The organism is Bradyrhizobium sp. 45, assembly GCF_023073155.1.
In the GTDB taxonomy this organism is placed as follows: domain Bacteria; phylum Pseudomonadota; class Alphaproteobacteria; order Rhizobiales; family Xanthobacteraceae; genus Bradyrhizobium; species Bradyrhizobium canariense_D.
Map to the genome: position 1 here is coordinate 991064 of NZ_JADPIX010000122.1, position 23048 is coordinate 1014111.

Below are 23048 nucleotides of genomic sequence, written 5' to 3' on the forward strand. Positions count from 1 at the left end.
ATGAGCAAGGCAAGCGGCGCGAGCCTGATCGACCTTCAGATCATGTGGCACCGGCTGATCGCCGTGGTCGAGGAGCAGGCGCAGGTGCTGCTCCGCACGGCCTTCAGCCCGATCGTGCGCGAATGCGGCGACCTCTCGGCCGGCGTGTTCGACCTCAAGGGACGGATGCTGGCGCAGGCGGTGACCGGCACGCCCGGCCACGTCAACTCGATGGCGGAATCGGTCAAGCACTTCATCGCCCACTTTCCGATCGAGACGATGAAGGAGGGCGACGCCTACATCACCAACGATCCCTGGATGGGCACCGGCCATCTCAACGATTTCGTCGTCACCACGCCCTGCTTCAAGGACGGCAAGCCGGTCGCGCTGTTTTCCTGCACCAGCCATCTCATGGACATCGGCGGCATCGGCTTCGGACCCGACGCCACCGACGTGTTCATGGAGGGGCTCTACATCCCCATGCTGAAGCTGATCGACCAGGGCGTCGTCAACGAGACGCTGATGGCGATGATCCGCACCAACACGCGGCTGCCGATCGACACCGAGGGCGATACCTATTCGCTCGCCGGCTGCAACGACGTCGGCTGCGAGCGCCTGGTCGAGATGATGACCGAGTTCGGCATCGACTCGCTCGATGCGCTCGGCGACTACATCTGCGACCGCTCGCGCGAGGCCGTGCTGGCCGAGATCGCCAAACTGCCGAAAGGCAGCTGGCGCAACACCATGGTGGTCGACGGCTATGATGAGCCGGTCACGCTGGCCGCCGTGCTGACGATCTCGGACGAAGGCATCCACGTCGACTTCGACGGCACCTCGGCCGCGTCCAGGTTCGGCATCAACGTGCCTCTGTCCTACACCATCGCTTACACCGTGTTCGGTCTCGGCTGCGTCGTCGCCTCCCAGATTCCGAACAATGCCGGTTCGCTCTCGCCACTGACGGTGTCGGCTCCCAAAGGCGCGATCCTCAATGCGCCAAAGCCGGCGCCGGTCGCCTCGCGCCACATCATCGGCCAGATGCTGCCCGATGTCGTGTTCGGCTGCCTGCGCCAGATCATTCCCGAGCGCGTGCCCGCGGAAGGCACCTCGTGCCTGTGGAATCTCAACGTGCGCGGCCAGACCCGCTCGGGCGCCGGCGGCAATTACGGATTTTCGATGGCGGTGACCTCCAATGGCGGGACCGGCGCGCGCTTCGCGAAGGACGGGCTGTCGGCGACCGCCTATCCCAGCGGCGTGCGCGGCACGCCGGTTGAGATCGCCGAGACGCAGACGCCGCTGATCTTCTGGCGCAAGGAACTGCGTCCGGATTCCGGCGGGGCAGGGCGAACCCGCGGGGGCCTCGGCCAGATCATCGAGGTCGGCAGCGGTGTCGATGGGCCGTTCGACATCCTGGCGGCATTCGATCGCATCGATCATCCGCCACGCGGACGTGATGGCGGCAAGAACGGCGAGGCCGGCTATGTCGGCCTGAAGTCCGGCAAGAAGCTGCGTGGAAAAGGCTTTCAGCAGGTGCCGCCGGACGACCGGCTGGTGGTGCTGACACCAGGCGGCGCCGGCATCGGCGATCCCCGGGAGCGCGCGCCGACAGCCGTCAACGACGACATCGAAAGCGGCCTCGTGTCTGCCGACAATGCGGTTGAAATTTATGGGCACACGCGATGACGCTTCAGGCGTCGTGCGCGTAGCAAACGGAGGGGCTCAATGATCACGCGACGGACTTTTACCGCGGGCGCAGCGACGCTGCTCGCAGCCGGCCACATCTCGACCCGCGCGCGAGCGGCGACGGTAAGCTGGGACATGTCGACGGTATGGCCCGACGGCAATTTCCACACCCAGAACGCGTTTGCCTTCGCGGAAGAGGTGAAGAAGCAGACGGCTGGCTCGGTCGCGATCACCGTGAAGGCCGGTGGACAGCTCGGCTTCAAGGGCCCCGAGCATCTGCGCGCCGTCCGCGACGGTCTGGTGCCGCTCGCCGACGTCCTCAATATTCAGCAGGTCGGCGACGAACCCTTCATGGGCGTCGAAAGCATTCCCTTTCTCTGCGGCTCCATGGACGAATTGAAGGTGCTGCACAAATACGTGCGGCCCGAATACGAGAAGGTCGCCGCGCGCAACAACCAGAAGATCCTCTACATCGTGCCCTGGCCGACGCAATATCTGCATCTCAAGGTCAAGGTCGCCGATGTCGACGGCTTGAAGAACATCAAGATCCGCGTGCCCGACAAGAACGCCGTCGACATGCTGGCCGTGGTCGGCATGGCGCCGGTGATGATTCCGTGGGGCGAGACCATCCCGGCGCTGGCGTCGGGCGCGGTCTCCGGCGTATCCACCTCGTCGGTGTCGGGCGTCGACGGAAAATTCTGGGAATTCCTGAAATACATCTACCCGACCAACCACGTCTGGTCGTCGCAGATGCTCACCGTCAACCTCGATTCCTGGAAGGCGCTGAGTGCCGATCAGCAGCAGCTCGTCGCCGGCATTGCCGCGAAGATGGAGCCGGGCTTCTGGGCGAACTCGCTCAAGGCGGACGTCGACAGCCTCAACCGGCTCAAGGAAGGCGGCATGGAGGTGGTGCCGGTCTCGGATGCCATGATCACGGACATTCGCGCCAAGACCGCGCCGCAGCTCGACGCTTTCGTCAAGCGCGTGCCGGCGGCCGACAAGCCGGTGCGGGCCTATCTCGCGGAAATGAAGCGCTGAGGACTTGCAGTGGCGGATGTTTTGCCTGCGTCGTCCCATAGTCTCAACGCGGCGGCGCCGGAGCCGCTGCGCATCCTGCTCGACGGCATCGACCGTCTTGGCCGGCTGGACGGCTGGATCGGTGGCGGCTGCCTCTTGATGCTGACGCTGCTGATGCTGTGCGAGGTCGCAACGCGCTTCCTCTCGAACTTCCTGCCGTTCTTTCCGCCCACAATCTCGATCGCGTGGGAGTATTCCTCCTATCTGATGGCGGCGTCCTTCACCTTCGGCGCCGCCATGACCCTGCGCGTCGGCGGCCATATCCGTGTCGTGCTGCTGCTGAAGAACGTCCCCGCTCCGTTTCAGCGCGCGATCGAAATCCTGTCGGCCGCCGCCGGCTTCGCCTTCATGGCCTTCCTGACATCGTCGATGGCGAAGTTCGCCTTCGGCGCCTATGTGCGCGGCCAGGTCTCGACCTCGAGCGACACCCCGCTGTGGTTTCCACAGGCCGTCGTCACCTTCGGCATGCTGCTGCTGACGCTGCAGTTCCTGGCGCGCGTGATCCAGGCCGTGCTCGGCCTGCCGCTGGAGGACCACCGCATGAAGGCCTCGCCCGTCGAATGATCGCCCACGCGCCAGCCAGCAGACACCGGATACCATGACCATCGAAGTCATTGCTCTCTTCGGGATCCTGTTTGCGCTTCTGGCATGCGGCGTATGGATCGGCCTGACGCTTGCGCTCACCGCAACGCTGCTGCTGGCGATGTTCCGCTCAATCCCGCTCGACAAGCTGCTGCCGCAATACGCCTGGAACATCTTGACGACGCAGGAACTGCTGGCGCTGCCGCTGTTCATCCTGATGGGCGAGTTGCTGTTTCGCACCCGTCTGTCACGTTCTCTGTTCCAGGGGCTCGCGCCCTGGGCGGGGCTTTTGCCGGGTCGTCTTCTGCATGTGAACGTGATCGGCTGCACCATCTTCGCCGCAATCTCCGGCTCGTCGGCGGCGACGACGCAGGTGATCGGCCGCATGTCCCTGAACGAACTGCTGCGCCGCGGCTATTCCCGCGACATCGCGATCGGCTCGCTCGCCGGCGCCGGCACGCTCGGCTTTTTGATCCCGCCATCCAACATCATGATCATCTACGGCGTGCTCGGCGACGTCTCGATCCTGAAACTGTTCACGGCCGGGGTGCTGCCCGGACTGCTGCTGGCCGCCACCTTCATGGGGTGGGTGATGCTGCACACGACCCTTAACCCCGGCATGGTGCCGGAGGCGGAAGCCAAGCTCTCGCAAGTGCCATGGCGCGAACGGTTTGCGGCGCTCAAGGACCTCGCGCCGGCGCTGTTCCTGATCGCCTGCGTGCTCGGCTCGATGTATGGCGGGCTGGCGACGCCGTCGGAGGCCGCCGCGGTCGGCGTGTTCGGCGCGGCGCTGGTCGCCTGGGCGCAGGGCTCGATGTCGCAGCAGGTGATGCGTGACGTGCTGATCGGCTCGGTCGTGACCTGTTCGATGATCGCGCTGATCGTGCTCGGCGCCTCGATCCTCGGCAACGCCGCGGCCTTCCTCGGCATCCCGCAGGCAGTCGCCGCCTTCGTGAAGGGCTTGGGGCTATCGCCGTTCATGCTGATCGTGGTGCTGATTATCTTTTATCTGATCCTCGGCTGTTTCCTCGATGGCTTCTCGATGATCGTGATGACGCTGCCGATCGTGCTGCCGATCGTGAAGGGCGCGGGCTTCGACGAGATCTGGTTCGGCATCTTCCTCGTGCTCGCGGTCGAGATGGCCCAGATCACGCCGCCGGTCGGCTTCAACCTGTTCGTGATCCAAGGCCTGACCGACGACGGCCTCGGCTACATCGCGCGCGTCACGATGCCCTATCTCCTCATCATGGTCGGATTCGTGCTGCTGCTGACGCTCTGGCCCGGCATAGTCACGATCCTGCCGAGGGTGTTGTACGGATAGATTGCGCCGTCCCGGCCGCTCAGCCGGGACGGCGCGCCTCAATCGTCAAAGCTTACGCCGCGGCCTTCTTCCGCGCCTGCTCGGCCTTGTACAGCTCGAACTCTTCCGCGATCGCCTTGGCGATCGAGGGCCGTTGACGCAGGCGTTCGTAATAGGCCTTCACGTTCGGCCATTTGGCGAGCTCGATCGGCGGCGTCGCCATGGTCCAGTTGATGACCGTGACGAGATAGGCGTCGGCGACGCTGAATTGGTCGAGCAGGAAGTCGCGCCCCTTCAGGTAATTGTCGAGATAGTCCAGCCGCGACAGGTTCTTCTCCAGCGCGTAGGCTTTCGTCTCCTGCGGCGCCTTGCGGTCGAGCACCGGGATGAACAGGCCCTTGTGCAGCTCGGTGCCGATGAAGCAGAGCCATTGATGCAGTCGCGTGCGCTCGATGCCCGCTGCGGCTCCGAGACCCGATTGCGGGAAGCGGTCGGCGATATATTGCAGGATCGCGGCGTTCTCGGTCAGCACCACGCCGTCGTCCGTCCGCAGTGTCGGCACCAGGCCGATCGGGTTCACGGTTCGAAAGTCGGTGCCGTCGCTCAGCACCGTCTTGGTCGGCGGATCGACTTCGAGATAATTGGCTTCGGCGCCGGCTTCATACAGCGCGACGCGGCTCGCCATCGAACAGGCGAGCGGCGAGAAATAAAGATCCATCTTGAGCCTCCTTGGGCAATTCTTCGATGTGACTTTTGGAGTGGCGCTCAACCTGGCCAGATTGATTTTTGTACTGTCTTGCATATTATGGAGTTGGTCAAGGATTAAATTGCGAAATGGTACAAAAATCGAAGCCGCCAGCTGCTGCCACTGAGCCCAAGCGCCGCGGCCGTCCGCGCGCCTACGAACCCGAGGTCGCGCTCGGCAAGGCGCTCGACCTGTTCCGCACGCAGGGTTTCGCCGCGACCTCGCTCGACGATCTCAGCGAAGCCACCGGCATGAATCGCCCGAGCCTCTATGGCGCCTTCGGCGACAAGCGCGAGCTCTACATCAAGAGCTATCAGCGCTACCGTGAGGACGCGCGCGCATCCATGGTGGAGATCTTTCGACAGGAGATGCCCGTGCGCCAGCGGCTGGAGCGTATCTTCGCCTCCGCGCTGAACATCTATCTGTCCGGCGCAACCGGCCCGCGCGGCTGCTTCACCGTGGTCACGGCGGCCTCCGAAGCGGTCGGCGATCCCGACATCCGCGCCATGGTGCTCGATGGCCTTAACGAACTCGACAAGGCGTTTGCGAGTTGCTTCCGCCGCGCCAAGGAGAAAGGCGAATTGCCCGAAAGCGCCGATCCCGCCGTGCTGGCGCAGCTCGCTTCAGCGACCGTGCACTCAATTGCCATTCGTTCGCGCGCGCGCGTGTCGCGGAAGGATCTCGAGGCGATCGTGAAGGGAGCGATCGACGTGATGGTGGGACGAAAGAGCTAGGCGGTTGCGTGGCGCGAGCTAACGTCGTCCTGGCGAAAGCCAGGACCCCTAGCCACCGAATCTGGTTTGGCGAAGATTCGGAGTTGCCGCCGTCGCGCCGCAGCTCCTCCCTGTAGCCCGCCTACGCCGCGCGAATATGCGCGAGGAAGCGGTCCACCTCGTCCCGCAGCCGCTGCGATTGCTTTGACAGCTCGATCGCGGAGCCCAGCACCTCCTCCGCTGCTGTTCCCGTCGCGGCGATGCCGGCGGTGACGCCTGCGATGTTTTGCGAGACCTCGCCGGTGCGGGCGGCTGCCTGCTGCACGTTCTGGGCGATCTCCTGCGTTGCGGTGCCCTGCTGGCCGACGGCGGCGGCGATCGCGGCGGAGATCTCGTCGACCTCCTGGATCGTTGCGCAGATCGACTGGATGCCGTCCACTGCGCCGGTGGTCTCGCCTTGTACCGCCGTGACCTGGGCGCCGATCTCCTCGGTCGCTTTGGCGGTCTGGGTTGCCAGCGCCTTCACCTCGGAGGCGACCACCGCAAAGCCGCGGCCGGCTTCGCCCGCGCGCGCCGCCTCGATCGTCGCGTTGAGTGCCAGCAGATTGGTCTGCTCGGCGATGCCGCTGATGAAGGAGACGACGTCGCCGATTTTTTGCGCGGCGTCGGCCAGACTTTGCACGCGCTCGTTCGACCGTCGTCCGTCGCTCGCGGCTTTGCCGACCACCGCGGTCGCGTGCGCAAGGCGCCGGCTGATCTCGGTCATGGACGACGACAGCTCTTCCGCGGCGGCAGCGACCGTCTGCACATTTTCCGAGGCGAGCGCCGAGGCCGACGACACCGTGCCGGTCTGCTGCCGCGACCGCTCGACGATATCAGACATCGAGCGCGCCGTGTTCTCCATCTCGACCGCGGCCGAGGAGACCGTGGTGACGACCTCGCGGATGCTGGCTTCGAAATTGTCGGCGAGCGCGGCGAACGCGCGTCGCTTCTCCGCTTCGGATTGCGCCTTAGTGTCGGCCTGTTCGGCCTGGAGCCGGTTGAAGTTGACGGCGTTGTCGCGGAACACCGCGACAGCCTTGACCATCGCGCCGACCTCGTCATTCGCCTTGCTGACGGGGACGGTGACATCGAGGTGTCCGTCGGCCAGCTCGCGCATCACGCTGGTGATGGAAATGATCGGGCGCGAGATGCTGCGGGCGATGAGATAGCCGACGATGGCGGCGAGCACGAGCCCGAGCGCGGCGATGCCGAATGCCAGCAGCCAGGCACGGTCGGCGGAGGCCACATAGTCGGCATTGTCCATCACCAGTTCGACGGCGCCGAGCGGCTTGCCGGAAAAATCCCTGATCGGTCCGAGCAGCGCCGCTACCGGCGTCGTGTCGAGCTTGGCCTGCCGTACCGTGAAGTCGCCGCCGGCGGCGCGGCCGTAATCGGCCGCATCGAAGAAGCTCTTCCCCTTCAGCGTGCCGCCGAACAGCTTGAAGCCGCCGCCGTCCGCGAGATGGAAGGCGATGTCGACATGGCGGTTGGTCTTGAAATCGTCGAGGAAGGACTGGCCGAAGGTCAGGCCAAACTCCACTGAGCCGAGATGCTTGCCGCCTTGCGCGATCGGCACGACGCCGCGGATGCCGAGCCCAGCCAAGCCGCCCTCGAGGCCGACCACGACCTTGCGCTCCTGGTTGGCCATGATCACGGTTTTGCGGAAGCCCGAGAGGTCGTCGCCAAATTTAGCAGGCTAGTGCACGCGCAGGAACGAGGTCGCGGGCGCCACGTGGAACTGGAACTGTTCGACGCCGTACTCCGATTTGGTCGCAGCAAACACCGGCCCGAACAGGCTGATCAGGGCATTGCGATCCTGTTTGGCCATCGCGTCCTGCGTTGCCGGCATCGCGGCGACGACGGCGCTCATGGCGGCGGCGCGCTGGGATTCCTCGGCAATTCGCGACTGGAGCGCGTCGTAATGACTGCGAAGCTCGCGCTGGTCGGCCCGGTCGATGATGCCGGAAATGATCCACATCGCCCCGAGCACGGCGAACAGGGCGGTCGCCGCCGCCGTCACCGCCAGCGCAACCGTGATCCGCATCCTGAGGCCGAGCGTGAAGCGCATGTCCGACTCGTTCGTTGAGCGTTGATTAAGGAGACCTATCAACTTCTCGCTAAGAGAGGGTGAACGGGATGCCGGCCGAGCGGGTGCCTTCGGGGGTGACGGAGTGACCAAAGAAGTCTGGTGTCGTCCTGGCTTTCGCCAGGACGACACGGAGGGTAGGGAGCGGTCGTGCCTTTTTCAGGCGTGCGGCCTAATACCCCCGCGTCCGGTCCACCACGTTCTCCAGCACACCACACGCCTCGAACCGCGCGATCTGCTCGGCGACATAGGCCGAGATCGCGTCGGCGTCGGTGTCGGCGGCGTTGTGCGGGGTCAGCAAAACCTTGGGATGGGTCCAGAACCGGCTGTCCGCCGGCTGCGGCTCCTGTACGAAGACGTCGAGCGAGGCGGCGCCCAGCGTGCCGTCGTCGAGGCAGGCCAGGATGTCGGCTTCATTCTGGAGGCCGCCGCGGCCGGCGTTGATCAGCACGGGCGCACCGAGCGGGCTCTTGCGGTTGAGCTTGGTGAAGACGTCGCGGTTGAGGATGCCGTGTGTATCAGGCGTCAGCGGCAATAGGCTGACGAGAATATCGGTCGTGCGCAGGAACGCGTCGATTTGCCCGGCGCCATGGAAACATTCGACACCCGCGATGATACGCGGGCTGCGGCTCCAGCCGGCGACGCGGAAACCAAGCCGCCGCAGCACATCGGCCGCATCAGTACCGAGCGTGCCCAGGCCCATGATACCCACCGTGACGGCGCTCGCTGGCCATTGATAGGTCGGCTCCCAGCGCTTTTCGCGCTGCGACTGGCGCAGATAAAGCTCCTGGCGGTGGTGCATCAGCACGTGCTGCACGACGTATTCGGTCATGCGGCCGGTCAGATCAGGCACGGCCACGCGCACCAGCGGCACGTTCGGAAGGCTCTTGTCCGCCATCAGCGCGTCGACGCCGGCGCCCAGATTGAAGATCGCACGCAGATTGGGGAAAGAGCCGAGGTCGCCCGGCACCGGCTTCCACACCGCGGCATAATGCACCTCGGCCGGATCGAGCCCGGCATCGGGCAGCAGCACCACGCGGCGGCCGCCGCAGACGGCGTCGAACCGGGCCTTCCAGCGCTCAGGCAGCCAGTTCTGCTGCGTGCTGTTGATCAGGACGGCCAGGGTGCCAACGGTCATTCGAAGTGCCTCTTTAAGTTCCGCTTTTGAAGGCCCTCCTTGGCACGATCTGCCGGATTTTTCTTGCAATTTTTTTCCGCAGCCATGTCGGGGCAAGGCATACTGGATCGTCTTCAAAACAAGCGCTCAGAGAAGGTACTGCCCATGCTTTATGCGATCCTTTGCTATCACGACGAGGACTTCGTCGGCTCATGGAGCAAGGACCAGGACGAGACCGTGATGAAGAAGCTCGCCGTGGTGCAGGAAGGTCTCGCGAAGCAGGGCAGGCTCGGCCCGGTGGCGCGGCTGCTGCCGACCACTGCGGCAGCGACGCTGCGCAAGGAGGACCCGCCACTGGTGCTCGACGGCCCCTACGCTGAGACCAAGGAGCAGTTGCTCGGCTTCTATATCGTGGATTGCAAGAATCTCGATGACGCACTCGATGTCGCCCGCGACCTCGGTGCCGCCAATCCCGGCGGCGCCTACGAGGTGCGCCCCGTCGGCGTGTTCAGTCCCGGAGGGAATCTGAAATGAGCGAAGCCGATACCGCCTGGATCGAGACCGCGCTGACCTCGGCGCGCCCCCAGGCGGTCGGCGCGCTGCTGCGCTATTTCCGCGATCTCGACACCGCCGAGGAGGCCTTCCAGAACGCCTGCCTGCGCGCGCTGAAGACCTGGCCGCAGAACGGACCGCCGCGCGATCCCGCCGCCTGGCTGATCATGGTCGGCCGCAACGTTGCCATCGACGAGGTGCGCCGCACCCGCAAGCAGCAGCCGCTGCCGGAGGACGACCAGGCGATCTCCGATCTCGACGACGCCGAGGGCGCGCTCGCCGAGCGGCTCGACGGCTCGCACTACCGCGACGACATCTTGCGGCTGATGTTCATCTGCTGCCATCCAGGGCTGCCGGCAACGCAGCAGATCGCGCTGGCGCTCCGCATCGTCTGCGGCCTGACGGTGAAGCAGATCGCGCGCGCCTTCCTGGTGTCGGAAGCGGCGATGGAGCAGCGCATCACGCGTGCCAAGGCCAAGGTCGCGGAGGCCGGGACGCCGTTTGAAACGCCGGGCGCGGTCGAGCGCTCGGAGCGGCTCGCCGTTGTCGCGGCGATGATCTATTTGATCTTCAACGAGGGCTATTCGGCGAGCGGCGACACCGCCGAAATCAGAAAGCCGCTGTGCGAGGAAGCGATCCGGCTGGCGCGGCTGCTGCTGCGGCTGTTCCAGAGCGAGCCGGAGATCATGGGACTCACGGCGCTCATCTTGTTGCAGCATGCGCGCAGTGCCTCGCGCTTTGCCGCGGATGGCTCGCTGATCCTGCTGGACGACCAGGATCGTTCGCTGTGGAACGGCACGATGATCGCGGAAGGCCTCGCGCTGATCGACAAGGCGATACGCCATCGCCGCAGCGGGCCCTACCAGATCCAGGCCGCGATTGCTGCGCTGCATGCCCGCGCCTCCACGCCTGAGGAGACCGACTGGGCGCAGATCGACCTGCTCTATGGTGCGCTGGAGGTGGTGCAGCCCTCGCCGGTGGTGACGCTCAACCGCGCGGTCGCGGTTTCCAAGGTGCGCGGACCGCAAGCCGCGCTCGACCTGATCGAGCCGCTGGCGCCAAAGCTTGCCAACTACTTCCATTTCTATGGCGTGCGCGGCGCCTTCCTGATGCAGCTCGGCCGCAACGACGAAGCCCGCATCGCCTTCGACCGCGCCATCGCCCTCGCCAACACGTCCGCAGAAGCCGCTCACATCCGCATGCATCTCGATCGCCTGATCCGGGACAGCCAGCCCAAGGGCGCCAATGGCGGCGCCAGGCAAGACGCTAAGGTCGAAGGCGCAAAGGTGAAGTAGGGAGCGCCTGCCTGGGGCATAACAAATTTTTCCGCTTCGCCTTGTCGGGCCCGGTCCCCTCCCTTCGTCCTAGGAGCGTATCCAGGGAGCCATTCATGCTGAAAGCCATTGCCGTCATCGCCATCCTGCTCGCGGTCGGAATCGTGGGCGTGCTCGGCTTTGCCCTGACGAAGCCCGACACATTCCGCGTCGAGCGCAGCCTCGCCGTGAAAGCGCCGGCCAATGCAGTCTATCCCTTGGTTGCCGATTTCCATCGCTGGACGGCCTGGTCCCCCTACGAGAACCGCGATCCTGCGATGAAGCGGGCGTTTGGCGGCACCGCGCAAGGCAAGGGCGCGACCTATGCCTGGGACGGCAACAACAATGTCGGCGCCGGCCATATGGAGATCCTCGAGGCGAGTGCGTCGTCAAAACTACGCATCAAGCTCGATTTCGAGCGGCCTTTCGAAGGCCACAACACCGCCGAGTTCACCTTTGTGCCGCAAGGCGATGCCACACTGGTCACGTGGGCGATGTCCGGTCCGGCCCCGTTCCTGTCCAAAGTCATGCAGGTGTTCGTCAACATGGACAACATGATCGGCAAGGATTTCGAGGCGGGCTTGGCCAGCCTGAAGAAGCTCACCGAGAAGTAGCGCCGTCACCCCGAACCAAAGCAAAAAGGAGAGAAACGATGCTCAATCCCTATCTGTTCTATCAGGACACCTGCGAAGCGGCGTTCAATTATTACGCCAAGGTTCTCGGCGGCAAGATCGACGCCATGATGCGTTCTTCGGACGCACCGCCGGACATGGCTGCGGCGCCCGGCCGCGAGAAGACGATCATGCATGCGCGGATGTCGCTGCCCGACGGCAGCGTGCTGATGGCCTCCGACGCACCAAGCGAACATTTTCACAAGCCGCAGGGCTTTTCGATCTCGCTCACGGTCGCGGACCCGGCGGAGGGCGAGCGCAAGTTCAACGCGCTCGCCGATGGGGGCAACGTCACCATGCCCTTCAGCAAGACGTTCTGGGCCAAGGGTTTTGGCATGTGCGTCGACAAGTTCGGCATTCCCTGGATGGTGAACTGCCCGGCCGAGGAAATGTGACAGGCGCGATCGCCTGACGCGCTGAACGGCGATCCCCTCTCCTCTACGATGCGGGAGAGGGGCGCCCATGAGGACGTCGCGTCGACCGCGTGCCCCTCAGCGGATCGATCCGGTCACGTCATTGCTCGGTGGCTGGGAGGAGGGAACGCAGCGCGGACAGATCACGAGCTTTGTCCCGAGCTGCCTGTCATTCTCCGCTTCGATTTCGTCATGGATTGCCCACCACGCCGGGGAGTACGGGCGCAAGGTGCCGAGGACTCTCTCCCGCTCCTGATTCGGATCACTCGCCGCGGGAGCTTGGGTCGCCACGCGACGCTTGATGCCGGAGGGACGGTTCGGATCCTGACCGAGGCCGTCCCATGCGATCGGACGGCGATCCTGCGCAGGCGCGACCACGCATCCCATGAGCGTTGCGCAAAAAGTGAGCAAGACGAAGCCGTGTCGGATCATGCCGGACCCTTGGGTGTTGTATGCGACGCGCCAAGTCCGCTTACCGAAGCTTGCGTCGCACCGCTCAAATGGAACCTAAGGGAAACGCGTGGCCGACATGGCCGAATATGAATTCTGCTGTCGCACCACATTGCGAGAGCAGTGAGGCCGCTTCGTGAAATGATGCGGACCGCATCGCACAACAACTGGCGCAATATTAGGCTGTGAACTCCGGGACAGAATCGTTATTTATTCCGTCATAAATTCTAAAAACTGGGGCGGGCGGACTTGGAAGGGGAGCGACCGATGGCGGCGGCGCTGCAGATCAACTTTGCACTTTGGGGTATGCTCATCTGCGCGAGCATGGAATTGACCGAGTTGATCCAGAGTTTTTACTAGAGCTCTCGAAGCAGGTGACCGGCGCAATTTTGCCGGGCACTCGCGTCCGTCGATCATCACCGGCAGCGCGGATAGATCGCGGCGAGGTCGCGTCCCTTCAGCAGAAGCAACCGCGACGAGAGGCCGCCGCGGCGACTGATCCAGTCGCGCACCGGGCCGGGATAGGCCGCAAGCACCGCATCGGATGCTTCCGGCTCGGCGTAGAAGCGTCCGCGCCGATCGACCGAGCGCGCCGCATGGAAGCCGAGCACGGCGCGTTTTGTCACACAAATCCGCTCGCCCGGCACGATGCTCAGTACCAGTGTGCAGGCGGACAGGCAGGGACCGTCGATCACCACGCGCTCGCCGCTCTCGCGCACCTTCTCGAACAAATCGAGGAACGGCCCGACCTGTCCACCGGGCGACTGGATGATGCGGATTTCGGCCGAGGCAGGTGTGGCGGCGAGCAGCGCGGATGCGAGGATCAGGGCCCTGAGAAAGGTGACGCGCCGCATGAAGCCTCCGCGAATTCGAGTCCGTAGGATAGGCCGACGAGAAGAGGTGGTAACGCTTCGCTAGGCCAACCTACGCGGTGCCTACCCGTTCCTCCGCTCGCCGCGCAGCGTCGGCAGGCCGATGCCTGCCGCATCGAAGCCGCCATCGACGGCCAAAATTTGTCCGGTGATGTAGCTCGATCGTTCCGAGCACAGGAAGTAGATGGCTTCGGCGAGTTCCTCTTCCAGGCCGTAGCGGTTGAGCGGAATGGCGTCGTGATAATCGGCGCGGATCTCGCTGGTGTGCACCTGCTTCGCCATTGCGGTGTCGACCGGTCCCGGCGCGACCGCGTTGACGCGGATGTTGAGGGACGCGAGCTCAACCGCGAGCTGCTTGGTAAGGTGCGCGAGGCCGGCCTTGCTGGTGCCGTAGGCCGAGCGCAGCGTCGAGGCGCGCACTGCCGAGATCGAGGTGATGTTGACGATGGCGCCGCCATTGCCGTCGCGCATCAGCGGCACCGCCGCCTTGGTGCAGAGGAACGGGCCGGTGAGGTTGACCTCGAGCACGCGCCGCCAATCGATCTCCGACGTCTCCATCAGCGGCGCGAACACGGCAACGCCGGCATTATTGACGAGCGCATCGAGCCGGCCAAACCGCTGTTCGACCGTCGTCATCGCGGCGGCAACCGCGGCTGCGTCCGAGACGTCGCAGGTCAACGCCAGCGTGGCCTCGTCCCGGCCGATCTCGGCGACCGCGCAGCCGAGCAACTCGCCCTCGATGTCGATCAACGCCACCCGCCAGCCCTCGCTCAAAAACTTCTTCGCGGTCGCAAGCCCGATGCCACGCGCGGCTCCGGTGACGAGGGCAACGCGGTGCGGGGTAGGGGGCATTGGCTGATCGGTCCTTATGAAAGATTGGGTCGCGCAAACGCGAGCCTCTTTTTACTTCGCTTTCGTCCCGACGAGGAAGGCCTTAACTCGAAGGCACGATGTCGGGACGGTCCTCGATGGATCGTCTTCCAGGGGATCATTGCCAGGGAGATCCGCAATGTCCAACCACGAGCGCCAGATTCGAGACCTTTTCGCCGCTTATCTCGGCAACGACCGGCAACGGGTCGCCGACGCGTTGGCGGACGATTTTCGCTTCACCAGCCCGTTCGACGACGATCTCGACAAGGCGGCTTATTTCGAGCGTTGCTGGAGGGACACCGGCTGGATTGCGCGGCACGACATCGAGCGGATTTTCGTCCAAGGCGACGAGGCCTTCGTCACCTATCTCTGCCTGGCGACAGATGGCAGGAGCTTTCGCAACACCGAGTTCTTCACCTTCGCCGGCGGCAAGATTCGCTGCATCGACGTCTATTTCGGCGCTGCCCGGCAGGACGGGCGTTTCCTGCCGCAGGCGCGCTAGGGCCAGCCAATAATCGCCAGAATAATTTTCGTCACCTGTCGGTTTCGTCAAGGTTCCTTCGTCTTGGAGGTGAGGGTGGGCGGCCCGGGCCGTCGCTCCGCCCATCCGGAGTGGCGCCTCGGCGCGCAACCCGAACGAAAAAGCACGCAAGGAGTGCTCATGCGATTCATGATGCTGATGATCCCGCTCGGCTACGAGACCGCGGCGCCCGACGTTCAACTCGATCCCGAGCGGGTCGCTGCGATGATGCGCTACAACGAGGCGCTGAAGGACGCCGGCGTGCTGATCACGCTCGACGGCCTGCACCCGCCCTCGATGGGCGCGCGCGTCTCGTTTGCGGCCGGCAAGCCCATCGTGACCGATGGTCCGTTCGCCGAGGCCAAGGAGGTCCTGGGCGGCTACTGGATGATCGAGGTTGCCTCGCGTGCCGAGGCGATCGCCTGGGCCAGGCGGTGTCCGGCCGCACCGAACGAAATCATCGAGATCCGTCAGGTGCAGGAGATGAGCGACTTCCCGCCTGACGTGCGGGAGGCCGCCGGTTTCGGCGACCTGAAGAAATAGCCGCAGCTTCGTCTATCCATCACCAAAGGAGAGAACCGATGAGCACCGACACCTATCTCGCCGTTTTCCTCGGCAGCAAGACCAGTTCCAAATGGACCGCATGGAATGCGATGCCCGAGGCCGAGCGCAAGGCGAAAGAGCAGGAGGGCATGGCGGCGTGGAAAGGCTGGGTCGAAAAGCACCAGGGCGCGATCGAGGCCATGGGCGGCCCGCTCGGCAAGACCAAGAAGGTCGACGGCAAGGGCATCGCCGACATCGCCAACGAGATGGGCGCCTTCACCGTGGTGCGCGCAGCGTCCCATGAAGCCGCGGCGAAGATGTTCGAGAACCACCCGCACTTCACGATCTTCCCCGGCGAACGCGTCGAGATCATGCCGGTGCTGCCGATCCCTAGCGGCTAGGATCTCGGGCCGCCTCGCCGGACCGGGAAGAATACGGGCTGATCAACCCGTCGCCGCTAGTGACCTTCACCGCCGGCTCATGTAAAGGTCGTTCACATGAGCTGGCGCAAGGAGACGCGCCGCGCCGAGCGCGGCTATCACCACGGCAATCTGAAGGAAGCCCTGTTGCAGGCCGCCCTCGGATTGATCGCCGAGAAGGGCGCGGCCGGCTTCACCTTTGCCGATGCCGCGCGCATGGCCGGCGTCAGTGCGGCGGCGCCGTACCGGCATTTTCGCGACCGTGAAGAACTGCTGTCCTCGATCGCGCAGCGCGGCTTCGAGCAGTTTGAATCGCGCCTGACCGCGGCTTGGGACGACGGACGGCCCGACACCGTCACGGCGTTCGAGCGTGTCGGCAGGGCCTATCTCGCCTTCGCCCGCGAGGAGCCCGCGTTCTACAACGCGATGTTCGAATCTGGCCTCCCGGTGGATGCCAATCCGGCGCTCCAGGCGGCCAGCGAGCGTGCTTTCAACATCATTCGTGCCGCGGCGGAGCGGCTTGCCGCGCTGGCGCCGCCGGGCACGCCGCGGCCGCCGGCGATGATGATGGCGCTGCACATCTGGTCCATGGCGCATGGCGTGGCCTCGCTGTTCTCCCGCGGTGACGCCGCGCGTCGAAAGCTGCCGATGTCGCCGGACGAGCTGCTCGAAGCTGAGGTGCTGATCTATCTGCGCGGTCTCGGCTTCCCGACCGATCGCCGTCCCCCGGCGAAAAGCGCCGAGCCGCCGCCGGTGCCGCCGGAGGCATCCTCCGGTTCAGGCGTGCCGCCCGGTGGTCCCTGGGGCAAGCCGAAATAAAATTACCCAAATAATTGCCCCGCCCTGTCAGGCGGTCGGCTTGACAAAACCGCGGGATGATCTACCTATGTAAATGTTATTTACATTCACAACGGCGCTGATGCCGTCATGGAGAGGGAAATGGCCTACACCGCTGATGTCAATCGATGGCGCGGCCCTTCGGACCAACAATACGAGCGCCCCCACATGCTCAATACGCCCTGGCATCCCGGCTGGATCGCCGTGACCATCCTCGGCTTCATCATCTGGTGGCCGATCGGACTTGCCCTTCTCTTTTTCACACTCGGGAGCAGAAGAATGTCGTGCTGGAGCAACCAGGATCGCTGGCAGAACAAGATGGAGCGGATGCAGTACAAGATGGATCGTATGCGCGGCCGCATGGAGCGCCACGGTTTCGGCTTTGGCTTCGGTCCGCCCTCGAGCGGCAACCGCGCCTTTGACGAGTACCGCACCGAGACATTGCAGCGGCTCGAGGAGGAGCAGGTCGAGTTCAAGAACTTCCTCGACCGTCTGCGTCACGCCAAGGACAAGGAAGAGTTCGACCAGTTCATGGCGCAACACAAGACACGCCCGACCCCGCCGCCGACCGACCAGCAGCAAGGTTGATCTCAAGCTTGATCTCGGGACTGACGCCTCTCAAAGCCGTCAGGCGCATGCCCCCAAAGTCCTGATGGCCCCGAGCCGCCCGCCTGCGCAACCCGCAGGCGGGCGGTTTGATTTTGGGAATGCGCGTCAGGCTGCCGCGACCGTCCGGATTGCCTTGGTTTGGAAAAGTCTTGATCTGGAAAGTCCTGGTCCAGAGAGACTTGGTCAGCGCGCCGTGGCGAGCTGCGCGCGAACCGACTCCAGGAAGTGTTCGTAGGCATAGTCCACGATCTCGTTCAGTGATCGCGTTCGCGCAAACATCGCCTTGGCCTCGGCGAGAAACTCGTCGCGGGTCGGAATCTTCGGCAAATGCAGATGCGTCAGTGCATCGACACCTTCGTGCGCGCGACTCAGGATGTCGTGCAGCGTCGGCAGTTGCAACTGGGCCAAATCGGCTCGGCGGAGCGCCGACGAAATCGCATGCGCCAGGGTCTGCGCATCGAACCGTCCGGCAAGCTCGCGGGCCGCCCGGTTGATGACGCGTGCGCCAAGCGGCTGCTCGTTGCGCAGCACCTGCTCGGGTGGCGACTTCATGTTCCAGACGATGCCGAACCAGGACAGCACCTTCAGGATGTAATAGGTGACGTCGATTTCCCACCAGCGAAAACCCTGCCGCACGCTGCTCTGGTAGGCGTGGTGATTGTTGTGCCAGCCCTCACCGAGAGTGAACAAGGCCAGCAGCCAATTGTTGCGTGAATCATCGCCGGTCACGTACCGCTTGCGTCCATGCACGTGGGCGAGGGAATTGATGCAGAAGGTCGCGTGATAGACCAGCACGGTGCTCCACAGGAAGCCGACGACGAGACCGGACCATCCGCCAACCAGGAAGCAGAGCGCAGCCAGCGTGACGGCTGGCAGGAGTTCCAGGCGATGCAGCCACATCAACTCCGGATAGGCGGCGAAATCTCCGACTTTCACGAGGTCGGTGCCATCGTGCTCCCTGTAAAAAATCCAGCCGAGATGACTGTAGAGGAAGCCTCGATGACGCGGCGAATGCACGTCGTCTTCGGTATCGGAATGCAGATGATGATGTCGATGCTTGGCCGCCCACCACAAAACGCTTTTCTGCGCGGTGCTTTGCGCAAGCCAGGCCAGGATGAACTGAAACACTCGACCGGTCGCAAAAGCCCGATGGGAGAAATAGCGGTGGTAGCCTGCTCCGATCGCAAACATACGGACGACATAGAGTGAGGCGCAGATCGCGATGGCCTGCCAGGTAACGCCGGTCCAGATCGCAGCAATGCAGCCGAGATGGACCAGCAGGAACGGCAGGGCGGAGGGATACATGATGTCGTCGTGTTGGTCGTCAGCGGGGGCGTTGGGCGACATGTATTGGCGTGACCTTGGAGGACGGGGATTCGGGATTCGCTTCGGCAGCACTGAGGGCCGCTGTGTGCGACAATCCCGGGGATGGCGGACCACTGCGGGGCTTTGAACGAGATGCTTTGCCTGAGCAACCCGGGCCAGCGCGGCAGCACGAACCTGAGACCATAGCTACGGGCGGAACTCGGCTGCCTCCATATATATGATCCCGACTGCTTGGCATGCAAGCTCGTAGCCTCACGGGGTGCGTGGCGCGCGGGCTGCCGACGGCCTATAGCCGACAGTGAAAAGGAAGCGTCAAAATACCGCAGGCAGCAACGATGGCGGAAGCGGCGATGATGGCGAGCGAAACCCTCTGGCAGAAGATCCGCGACGAGGCGCAGCGCACCGCGGCAGCCGACGCCATATTCGGCAAGGCTCTTGTCGGACTCATCCTCGTCCATGACGATTTTACCGCCGCACTGTCCGACCTGATCGGACGCCGGCTTGGCGACAGCGAGGTCGAACGCGCGCGCTTCACGACATTTTCCCGCGACGCCTTCAATGGTCAGCCGGATCTGATCGAGGCGGCCGGCCGCGACTTGCAGGCCATCGTGCTTGGCGATCCCGCCATCAGCGGAGTGTTGGCGCCGCTGCTGCACTTGAAGGGCTACGTCGCCTTGCAGGCGTGGCGCGTCTCGAACTGGCTCTGGCATCACGACCATGGTGACGCGGCGCTGCTGTTTCAGAACGAGGCGTCGAACGTCCTGCAGGTCAGCATTCATCCGGCGGCGAGCTTGGGATCGTCGGTGTATCTCGACCACGCCACCGGCATCGTGATCGGTGCCGATGTGGTGATCGGCGACGAGGCCACCATCCTTCAGAACGTCAGCATCGGTCGTGGCACGGAACTGCCGGCGCGCTCGCCTCATTGGTCGCGGCGTGTTCATCGGCTCCGGCGCGACAATTCTCGGCAACGTCAGAATCGGCGATTTTGCAAAGATCGGCGCCGACACCGTCGTGACGAGCGACGTGCCCCGGGGCTGCACCGCAATCGGCAATCCGGCGCGGCTGACCAATTGCCCAGAGCCCGCTTCCGCGGCCTGACTCGCCGTCACGTCATCAGGCGACGTGCTCCTCGTTCACGCGGCGCGGCGGCGGCTCTCGCCGCCATGACGCGGGCTGACCGGCTCCGAACTGGTCTGGCCCGGCGCGTCCAGCACCGCGACGTGATGCCGGTAGACCAACTCCCAGCCCTTCCAGCCCGTGAAAAGCAGAATGCCGACCACGACCAGGGACAGCGCCACGCCCCACGGCTTGATTGCAGCTTCCGCGCCTTGCGCGTAGCGGAGGTAGAAATTGATCAGGGCCAGCACGACGGCTACGAGATTGCCGATCATGTGATACCAGGCGTCATTGAGGCTGCGGATGCGGGCGTCGCTGAAGAAGTCGGTGAAGCCGGCCACGGCCGCAACGAGCGCCATCACAATACCGGCGCCGATCAGCCAGATCGCGGCTCTGGCCCAAAAGCCGTCACCGGTGCCGATGAAGGCGAGATCGGCGATGGGCGCGCCGACCAGGAAGGCGACGGGGAACGGGATGATCATGGGGTGGAGCGGATGATCGCCGACCGCGGCGGTCGTCTTGGGGTTGATGCTCATGGCAAAACCTCGCGAGAAGTGATTTTCCAGACAATTTTTCGGACGGAGGCTGGTTCCTCTGACCGGGATAGCGGGCTCCGCTCCTGATGCGCACGGGAAAGCGGAACTCTGCTGTCCCGGGCGCAGCGCACCGTCCCGTCGGGAACACGGCCCGCCCGCCGCGCCTCCCATCCCCCTGTGCGACCTCCCTTTCCCGCACTCAAATTCGTCTGCGGTAACCCAGCATTAACCATCGCCGGGCTCTGGTAATTGCGGACAATCGCGCGCCCAAAGCCTGAAGTCTGAGCCTTGGGGTCGGGCCCATAGTTTTGACATCTTGGCAGGGAATGCAGGCGGCCGGCTTTGGACGAGCCCTGCACCCCAGAAAGACAAGGCTTTGAGCGGGCTTGCCGGCCGCGCCGGTTCTAGCGCGGCTATTGGGGAACCGGCGGCCATTTGCTGGCCGGGACATTAGGTCGGGACATCAGGTAACGATCGCCTTGAGAGGATACTTCTTATGAATCCGGCCGACGTGGCTCAGTCAGCCCTTCCGGTTGCCGCTTCCGCGGACGTGTCGCTGATCGCGCTGTTCTGGCAGGCTCACTGGATCGTGAAAGCGGTGATGCTGGGGCTTCTCGCCTGCTCGGTCTGGGTCTGGGCGATCGCCATCGACAAGATCTTCCTGTTTGCCCGCACCCGCCGCTCGATGGACCGTTTCGAGCAGGCTTTCTGGTCCGGCGAGTCGATCGAGGACCTCTATCGCACGCTCTCGGCCAAGCCGACACATTCCATGGCGGCCTGCTTCGTCGCCGCGATGCGCGAGTGGAAGCGTTCGTTCGAGAGCCAGGCCCGCTCGGTCGCAGGCCTTCAGATGCGCATCGACAAGGTCATGAATGTCTCGATCGCCCGCGAGGTCGAGCGGCTGGAACGCCGGCTGCTGGTGCTCGCCACCGTCGGCTCCGCAGGCCCCTTCGTCGGCCTGTTCGGCACCGTCTGGGGCATCATGTCGAGCTTCCAGTCGATCGCGGCGTCGAAAAACACCTCTTTGGCGGTGGTGGCCCCTGGCATCGCGGAGGCGCTGTTTGCGACCGCCGTCGGCCTTATCGCCGCCATTCCTGCCACTATTTTCTACAATAAGTTCACCTCCGAGGTGAACCGGCAGGCCCAGCGGCTCGAAGGCTTCGCCGATGAATTTTCAGCCATCCTGTCGCGCCAGATCGACGAGCGGGGCTGACGGACGGCATGTATAGTGTGAAGGGCAATTTGGGCACCAGACCATGGGCATGAACGTTGCGAGTTCGTCCGGAGGCGGTGGGCGCCGTGGCCGGCGCAAGCCGGTCGTGGCCGAAATCAACGTCACGCCGATGGTGGACGTGATGCTGGTGCTGCTCATCATCTTCATGGTCTCGGCGCCGATGTTGACGGTCGGCGTGCCGCTCGACCTGCCGCAGACCCAGGCCAAGAGCCTCGAAAACAACGACCAGAAGCCGATCCAGATGTCGGTGGACATCAAGGGCAAGGTGTTCATCAACGACGCCGAGATCGCGATCAACGAACTGATCCCCAAGCTGAAGGCGATCACGGACGCGCGCGGCGGGCTCGAGGAACGCATCTATTTGCGTGCCGACAAGAAGGCGGATTACGGGACGGTGGCCAAGGTCATGGGCCAGTTGTCCGGCGCAGGCTTCAAGAAGCTGGCGCTCGTCACGGAAGCGGATCAGGGGTAAACCGTGAAGGTGAAGGTCGACAAGACACTCGTTGCGTCGATTGCCCTCCACGTCCTCGTGCTGGGATGGGGGCTCGTCACCTTTAGCAGCAGGGCTTTTGTGCCGGCGGAAGAGTCGCTGCCGATCGACATCATCTCCACCGATCAACTCGCGCAGATGATGTCGGGGCAGAAGACCGGCGACAAGAAAGAGCCGAAGCCGAAGGTCGAGAAGATCGCGGAAGCCAAGCCCGAGGAAGACGCTGTCGGCAAGGTCACCGAGAAGAAAGAGCTGATCAAGACCAACTCGACGCCGGAGCCGCCGCCAAAACCCGTGGAGAAGCCGGTCGAGAAGAAGCCCGAGCCGCCCAAGCCCGTCGCTGAGGCGAAGCCCAAGGAAGAACCGAAGCCGCCGGAAAAAAAGCCTGACCCGGCCAAGGAAGATCCGATCGCCGAGCTGCAGAAAAAGCTCGAAACCAAGAAGCCGCCGCCCAAGCCGCCGGAGCAAAAGGTCGCGGCGGTGCAGCCGCAACAGCAGCTGCCGAAGCCCAAGGAGCGCAGCTTCGATCCCGCGCAGATCCAGCGCGATCTCGACAAGCGCGCCGCGACCCGGCACGAACTCGCCGGCTCGACGCTGAATGCGTCGGCCTCGCTGGGATCGACGACCGGAACGGCCGCCAACAACATTGCGACCTGGCGGGGCGCGTTCCAGGGGGCGGTGAAGCGCTGCTTCACGCCGACCTATAACGGCCAGGATGCGGATCAATACGAAGCCGACATCGACATTCCCATGAAGATCGACGGATCGCTCGCGTCCGAGCCGATCGTCGTCGCGGTGAGGGGACCGTCGCGATCGATCGCACAGGCGGTGGCGGAGAGTGCCAGACGCGCCATCGTGCAGTGTCAGGTCTATTCGTTCATGCCGAAGCAGCAATACGAGAGCTGGAAGCTCATTCCGATGACTTTCGGCCTGAAAGACATGTTGTGACATCC

General features: G+C 64.2%; 24 protein-coding genes and 2 pseudogenes. 18 read left to right on the forward strand and 8 right to left on the reverse strand.

The features are described 5' to 3' along the window. Genes IVB42_RS25155 through IVB42_RS25170 form a run of 4 tightly spaced genes read left to right on the forward strand, consistent with a single transcriptional unit; the run spans position 1 to position 4639 of the window. A complete protein-coding gene (locus IVB42_RS25155) occupies positions 1-1659 on the forward strand; it encodes a hydantoinase B/oxoprolinase family protein (RefSeq protein WP_018453765.1) in 1659 nt (552 codons plus the stop codon). A gap of 39 nt (positions 1660-1698) precedes the next feature. Next, entirely contained in the window at positions 1699-2697 is a 999-nt protein-coding gene (locus tag IVB42_RS25160; protein ID WP_018453766.1) for a TRAP transporter substrate-binding protein, read from the forward strand. A 9-nt stretch (positions 2698-2706) separates the two neighbouring features. Continuing rightward, complete coding sequence (locus tag IVB42_RS25165) at positions 2707-3300, forward strand: TRAP transporter small permease (protein WP_018453767.1); 594 nt, start codon at positions 2707-2709, stop codon at positions 3298-3300. 34 nt (positions 3301-3334) lie between these two features. Further along, positions 3335-4639: a TRAP transporter large permease subunit gene (locus IVB42_RS25170; protein WP_018453768.1), complete on the forward strand. Its 1305-nt coding sequence runs from the start codon at positions 3335-3337 to the stop codon at positions 4637-4639. 52 nt (positions 4640-4691) lie between these two features. Here IVB42_RS25170 and IVB42_RS25175 read toward each other — a convergent pair whose 3' ends face one another. Then, positions 4692-5336, reverse strand: a complete 645-nt coding sequence (locus IVB42_RS25175) for a glutathione binding-like protein (protein WP_018453769.1) — start codon at positions 5334-5336, stop codon at positions 4692-4694. A 116-nt stretch (positions 5337-5452) separates the two neighbouring features. Between IVB42_RS25175 and IVB42_RS25180 the strand changes: the two genes are divergently transcribed. Continuing rightward, positions 5453-6097, forward strand: coding sequence for a TetR/AcrR family transcriptional regulator (locus IVB42_RS25180; protein ID WP_018453770.1), 645 nt, complete (start codon positions 5453-5455; stop codon positions 6095-6097). A gap of 121 nt (positions 6098-6218) precedes the next feature. On the opposite strand, the pseudogene IVB42_RS42335 reads toward IVB42_RS25180, so the two are convergent. Next, positions 6219-8186 (reverse strand): annotated as a pseudogene (locus IVB42_RS42335) (cache domain-containing protein). A gap of 190 nt (positions 8187-8376) precedes the next feature. Beyond that, a complete protein-coding gene (locus tag IVB42_RS25195) occupies positions 8377-9342 on the reverse strand; it encodes a glyoxylate/hydroxypyruvate reductase A (protein WP_018453772.1) in 966 nt (321 codons plus the stop codon). A 144-nt stretch (positions 9343-9486) separates the two neighbouring features. Here IVB42_RS25195 and IVB42_RS25200 point away from each other — a divergent pair, with 144 nt between their 5' ends. From IVB42_RS25200 to IVB42_RS25215, 4 genes are all read left to right on the forward strand, one after another. Beyond that, positions 9487-9855, forward strand: coding sequence for a YciI family protein (locus IVB42_RS25200; RefSeq protein WP_026232592.1), 369 nt, complete (start codon positions 9487-9489; stop codon positions 9853-9855). Next, complete coding sequence (locus IVB42_RS25205; RefSeq protein WP_018453774.1) at positions 9852-11168, forward strand: RNA polymerase sigma factor; 1317 nt, start codon at positions 9852-9854, stop codon at positions 11166-11168. Before IVB42_RS25200 ends, IVB42_RS25205 begins: the two co-directional genes overlap by 4 nt. A 95-nt stretch (positions 11169-11263) precedes the next feature. Beyond that, entirely contained in the window at positions 11264-11800 is a 537-nt protein-coding gene (locus tag IVB42_RS25210; protein ID WP_018453775.1) for an SRPBCC family protein, read from the forward strand. A 38-nt stretch (positions 11801-11838) separates the two neighbouring features. Then, positions 11839-12252: a VOC family protein gene (locus tag IVB42_RS25215; RefSeq protein WP_204512222.1), complete on the forward strand. Its 414-nt coding sequence runs from the start codon at positions 11839-11841 to the stop codon at positions 12250-12252. A gap of 96 nt (positions 12253-12348) precedes the next feature. Here the strand turns inward: IVB42_RS25215 and IVB42_RS25220 are convergent, their stop codons facing one another. From IVB42_RS25220 to IVB42_RS25230, 3 genes are all read right to left on the reverse strand, one after another. Next, positions 12349-12702 carry a hypothetical protein gene (locus IVB42_RS25220; RefSeq protein WP_018453777.1) on the reverse strand — a complete coding sequence of 118 codons (354 nt, stop codon included), beginning with the start codon at positions 12700-12702 and terminating at the stop codon, positions 12349-12351. 434 nt (positions 12703-13136) lie between these two features. Continuing rightward, positions 13137-13574, reverse strand: coding sequence for a hypothetical protein (locus tag IVB42_RS25225; RefSeq protein WP_018453779.1), 438 nt, complete (start codon positions 13572-13574; stop codon positions 13137-13139). An 81-nt stretch (positions 13575-13655) separates the two neighbouring features. After that, a complete protein-coding gene (locus IVB42_RS25230; protein WP_247397990.1) occupies positions 13656-14444 on the reverse strand; it encodes an SDR family oxidoreductase in 789 nt (262 codons plus the stop codon). Between the two features lie 157 nt (positions 14445-14601). Here IVB42_RS25230 and IVB42_RS25235 point away from each other — a divergent pair, with 157 nt between their 5' ends. The 5 genes from IVB42_RS25235 (at position 14602) to IVB42_RS25255 (ending at position 17369) form a co-directional block, all read left to right on the forward strand. Next, complete coding sequence (locus tag IVB42_RS25235) at positions 14602-14964, forward strand: nuclear transport factor 2 family protein (protein ID WP_018453781.1); 363 nt, start codon at positions 14602-14604, stop codon at positions 14962-14964. 159 nt (positions 14965-15123) lie between these two features. Further along, on the forward strand, positions 15124-15525 hold the full coding sequence (locus IVB42_RS25240) for a YciI family protein (RefSeq protein ID WP_247294054.1): 402 nt from the start codon (positions 15124-15126) through the stop codon (positions 15523-15525). Between the two features lie 38 nt (positions 15526-15563). Next, entirely contained in the window at positions 15564-15926 is a 363-nt protein-coding gene (locus tag IVB42_RS25245; protein ID WP_018453783.1) for a YciI family protein, read from the forward strand. A gap of 96 nt (positions 15927-16022) precedes the next feature. Beyond that, the gene (locus IVB42_RS25250) at positions 16023-16763 is read left to right on the forward strand and encodes a TetR/AcrR family transcriptional regulator (protein ID WP_085348908.1); all 741 of its coding nucleotides are present in this window, start codon (positions 16023-16025) and stop codon (positions 16761-16763) included. A gap of 120 nt (positions 16764-16883) precedes the next feature. Beyond that, positions 16884-17369 (forward strand): DUF2852 domain-containing protein, encoded by a 486-nt coding sequence (locus IVB42_RS25255; RefSeq protein WP_018453785.1) that lies wholly within the window; start codon positions 16884-16886, stop codon positions 17367-17369. Positions 17370-17573: 204 nt separating this feature from the next. On the opposite strand, the gene IVB42_RS25260 is transcribed toward IVB42_RS25255, so the two are convergent. Next, positions 17574-18737: an acyl-CoA desaturase gene (locus IVB42_RS25260; protein ID WP_018453786.1), complete on the reverse strand. Its 1164-nt coding sequence runs from the start codon at positions 18735-18737 to the stop codon at positions 17574-17576. A gap of 314 nt (positions 18738-19051) precedes the next feature. On the opposite strand from IVB42_RS25260, the pseudogene IVB42_RS25265 reads away from it, so the two are divergent. Further along, positions 19052-19817, forward strand: a pseudogene (locus IVB42_RS25265) (serine acetyltransferase). A 35-nt stretch (positions 19818-19852) separates the two neighbouring features. Here the strand turns inward: IVB42_RS25265 and IVB42_RS25270 are convergent. Beyond that, complete coding sequence (locus IVB42_RS25270) at positions 19853-20371, reverse strand: DUF2231 domain-containing protein (protein WP_018453788.1); 519 nt, start codon at positions 20369-20371, stop codon at positions 19853-19855. Between the two features lie 496 nt (positions 20372-20867). On the opposite strand from IVB42_RS25270, the gene tolQ reads away from it, so the two are divergent. From tolQ to IVB42_RS25285, 3 genes are read left to right on the forward strand one after another with little or no spacing between them, the layout of a single operon-like run. After that, the gene (gene tolQ, locus IVB42_RS25275) at positions 20868-21584 is read left to right on the forward strand and encodes a protein TolQ (protein ID WP_007596319.1); all 717 of its coding nucleotides are present in this window, start codon (positions 20868-20870) and stop codon (positions 21582-21584) included. A 43-nt stretch (positions 21585-21627) separates the two neighbouring features. Beyond that, positions 21628-22077: a protein TolR gene (gene tolR, locus IVB42_RS25280; RefSeq protein ID WP_018453789.1), complete on the forward strand. Its 450-nt coding sequence runs from the start codon at positions 21628-21630 to the stop codon at positions 22075-22077. A 3-nt stretch (positions 22078-22080) separates the two neighbouring features. Next, entirely contained in the window at positions 22081-23043 is a 963-nt protein-coding gene (locus IVB42_RS25285) for a hypothetical protein (protein ID WP_018453790.1), read from the forward strand. Positions 23044-23048: the final 5 nt, after the last annotated feature.

Bases quoted from the DNA above. Each gene is read 5' to 3' on its own strand.
- IVB42_RS25210 (WP_018453775.1), top strand. From the start codon at position 11,264: ATGCTGAAAGCCATTGCCGTCATCGCCATCCTGCTCGCGGTCGGAATC.
- IVB42_RS25200 (WP_026232592.1), top strand. From the start codon at position 9,487: ATGCTTTATGCGATCCTTTGCTATCACGACGAGGACTTCGTCGGCTCA.
- IVB42_RS25155 (WP_018453765.1), top strand. From the start codon at position 1: ATGAGCAAGGCAAGCGGCGCGAGCCTGATCGACCTTCAGATCATGTGG.
- IVB42_RS25205 (WP_018453774.1), top strand. From the start codon at position 9,852: ATGAGCGAAGCCGATACCGCCTGGATCGAGACCGCGCTGACCTCGGCG.
- IVB42_RS25230 (WP_247397990.1), bottom strand. From the start codon at position 14,444: ATGCCCCCTACCCCGCACCGCGTTGCCCTCGTCACCGGAGCCGCGCGT.
- IVB42_RS25245 (WP_018453783.1), top strand. From the start codon at position 15,564: ATGAGCACCGACACCTATCTCGCCGTTTTCCTCGGCAGCAAGACCAGT.
- IVB42_RS25180 (WP_018453770.1), top strand. From the start codon at position 5,453: ATGGTACAAAAATCGAAGCCGCCAGCTGCTGCCACTGAGCCCAAGCGC.
- IVB42_RS25225 (WP_018453779.1), bottom strand. From the start codon at position 13,574: ATGCGGCGCGTCACCTTTCTCAGGGCCCTGATCCTCGCATCCGCGCTG.
- IVB42_RS25240 (WP_247294054.1), top strand. From the start codon at position 15,124: ATGCGATTCATGATGCTGATGATCCCGCTCGGCTACGAGACCGCGGCG.
- IVB42_RS25235 (WP_018453781.1), top strand. From the start codon at position 14,602: ATGTCCAACCACGAGCGCCAGATTCGAGACCTTTTCGCCGCTTATCTC.
- IVB42_RS25175 (WP_018453769.1), bottom strand. From the start codon at position 5,336: ATGGATCTTTATTTCTCGCCGCTCGCCTGTTCGATGGCGAGCCGCGTC.
- IVB42_RS25160 (WP_018453766.1), top strand. From the start codon at position 1,699: ATGATCACGCGACGGACTTTTACCGCGGGCGCAGCGACGCTGCTCGCA.
- IVB42_RS25220 (WP_018453777.1), bottom strand. From the start codon at position 12,702: ATGATCCGACACGGCTTCGTCTTGCTCACTTTTTGCGCAACGCTCATG.
- IVB42_RS25270 (WP_018453788.1), bottom strand. From the start codon at position 20,371: ATGAGCATCAACCCCAAGACGACCGCCGCGGTCGGCGATCATCCGCTC.
- IVB42_RS25260 (WP_018453786.1), bottom strand. From the start codon at position 18,737: ATGTCGCCCAACGCCCCCGCTGACGACCAACACGACGACATCATGTAT.
- IVB42_RS25195 (WP_018453772.1), bottom strand. From the start codon at position 9,342: ATGACCGTTGGCACCCTGGCCGTCCTGATCAACAGCACGCAGCAGAAC.
- tolR (WP_018453789.1), top strand. From the start codon at position 21,628: ATGGGCATGAACGTTGCGAGTTCGTCCGGAGGCGGTGGGCGCCGTGGC.
- IVB42_RS25250 (WP_085348908.1), top strand. From the start codon at position 16,023: ATGAGCTGGCGCAAGGAGACGCGCCGCGCCGAGCGCGGCTATCACCAC.
- IVB42_RS25255 (WP_018453785.1), top strand. From the start codon at position 16,884: ATGGCCTACACCGCTGATGTCAATCGATGGCGCGGCCCTTCGGACCAA.
- IVB42_RS25170 (WP_018453768.1), top strand. From the start codon at position 3,335: ATGACCATCGAAGTCATTGCTCTCTTCGGGATCCTGTTTGCGCTTCTG.
- tolQ (WP_007596319.1), top strand. From the start codon at position 20,868: ATGAATCCGGCCGACGTGGCTCAGTCAGCCCTTCCGGTTGCCGCTTCC.
- IVB42_RS25215 (WP_204512222.1), top strand. From the start codon at position 11,839: ATGCTCAATCCCTATCTGTTCTATCAGGACACCTGCGAAGCGGCGTTC.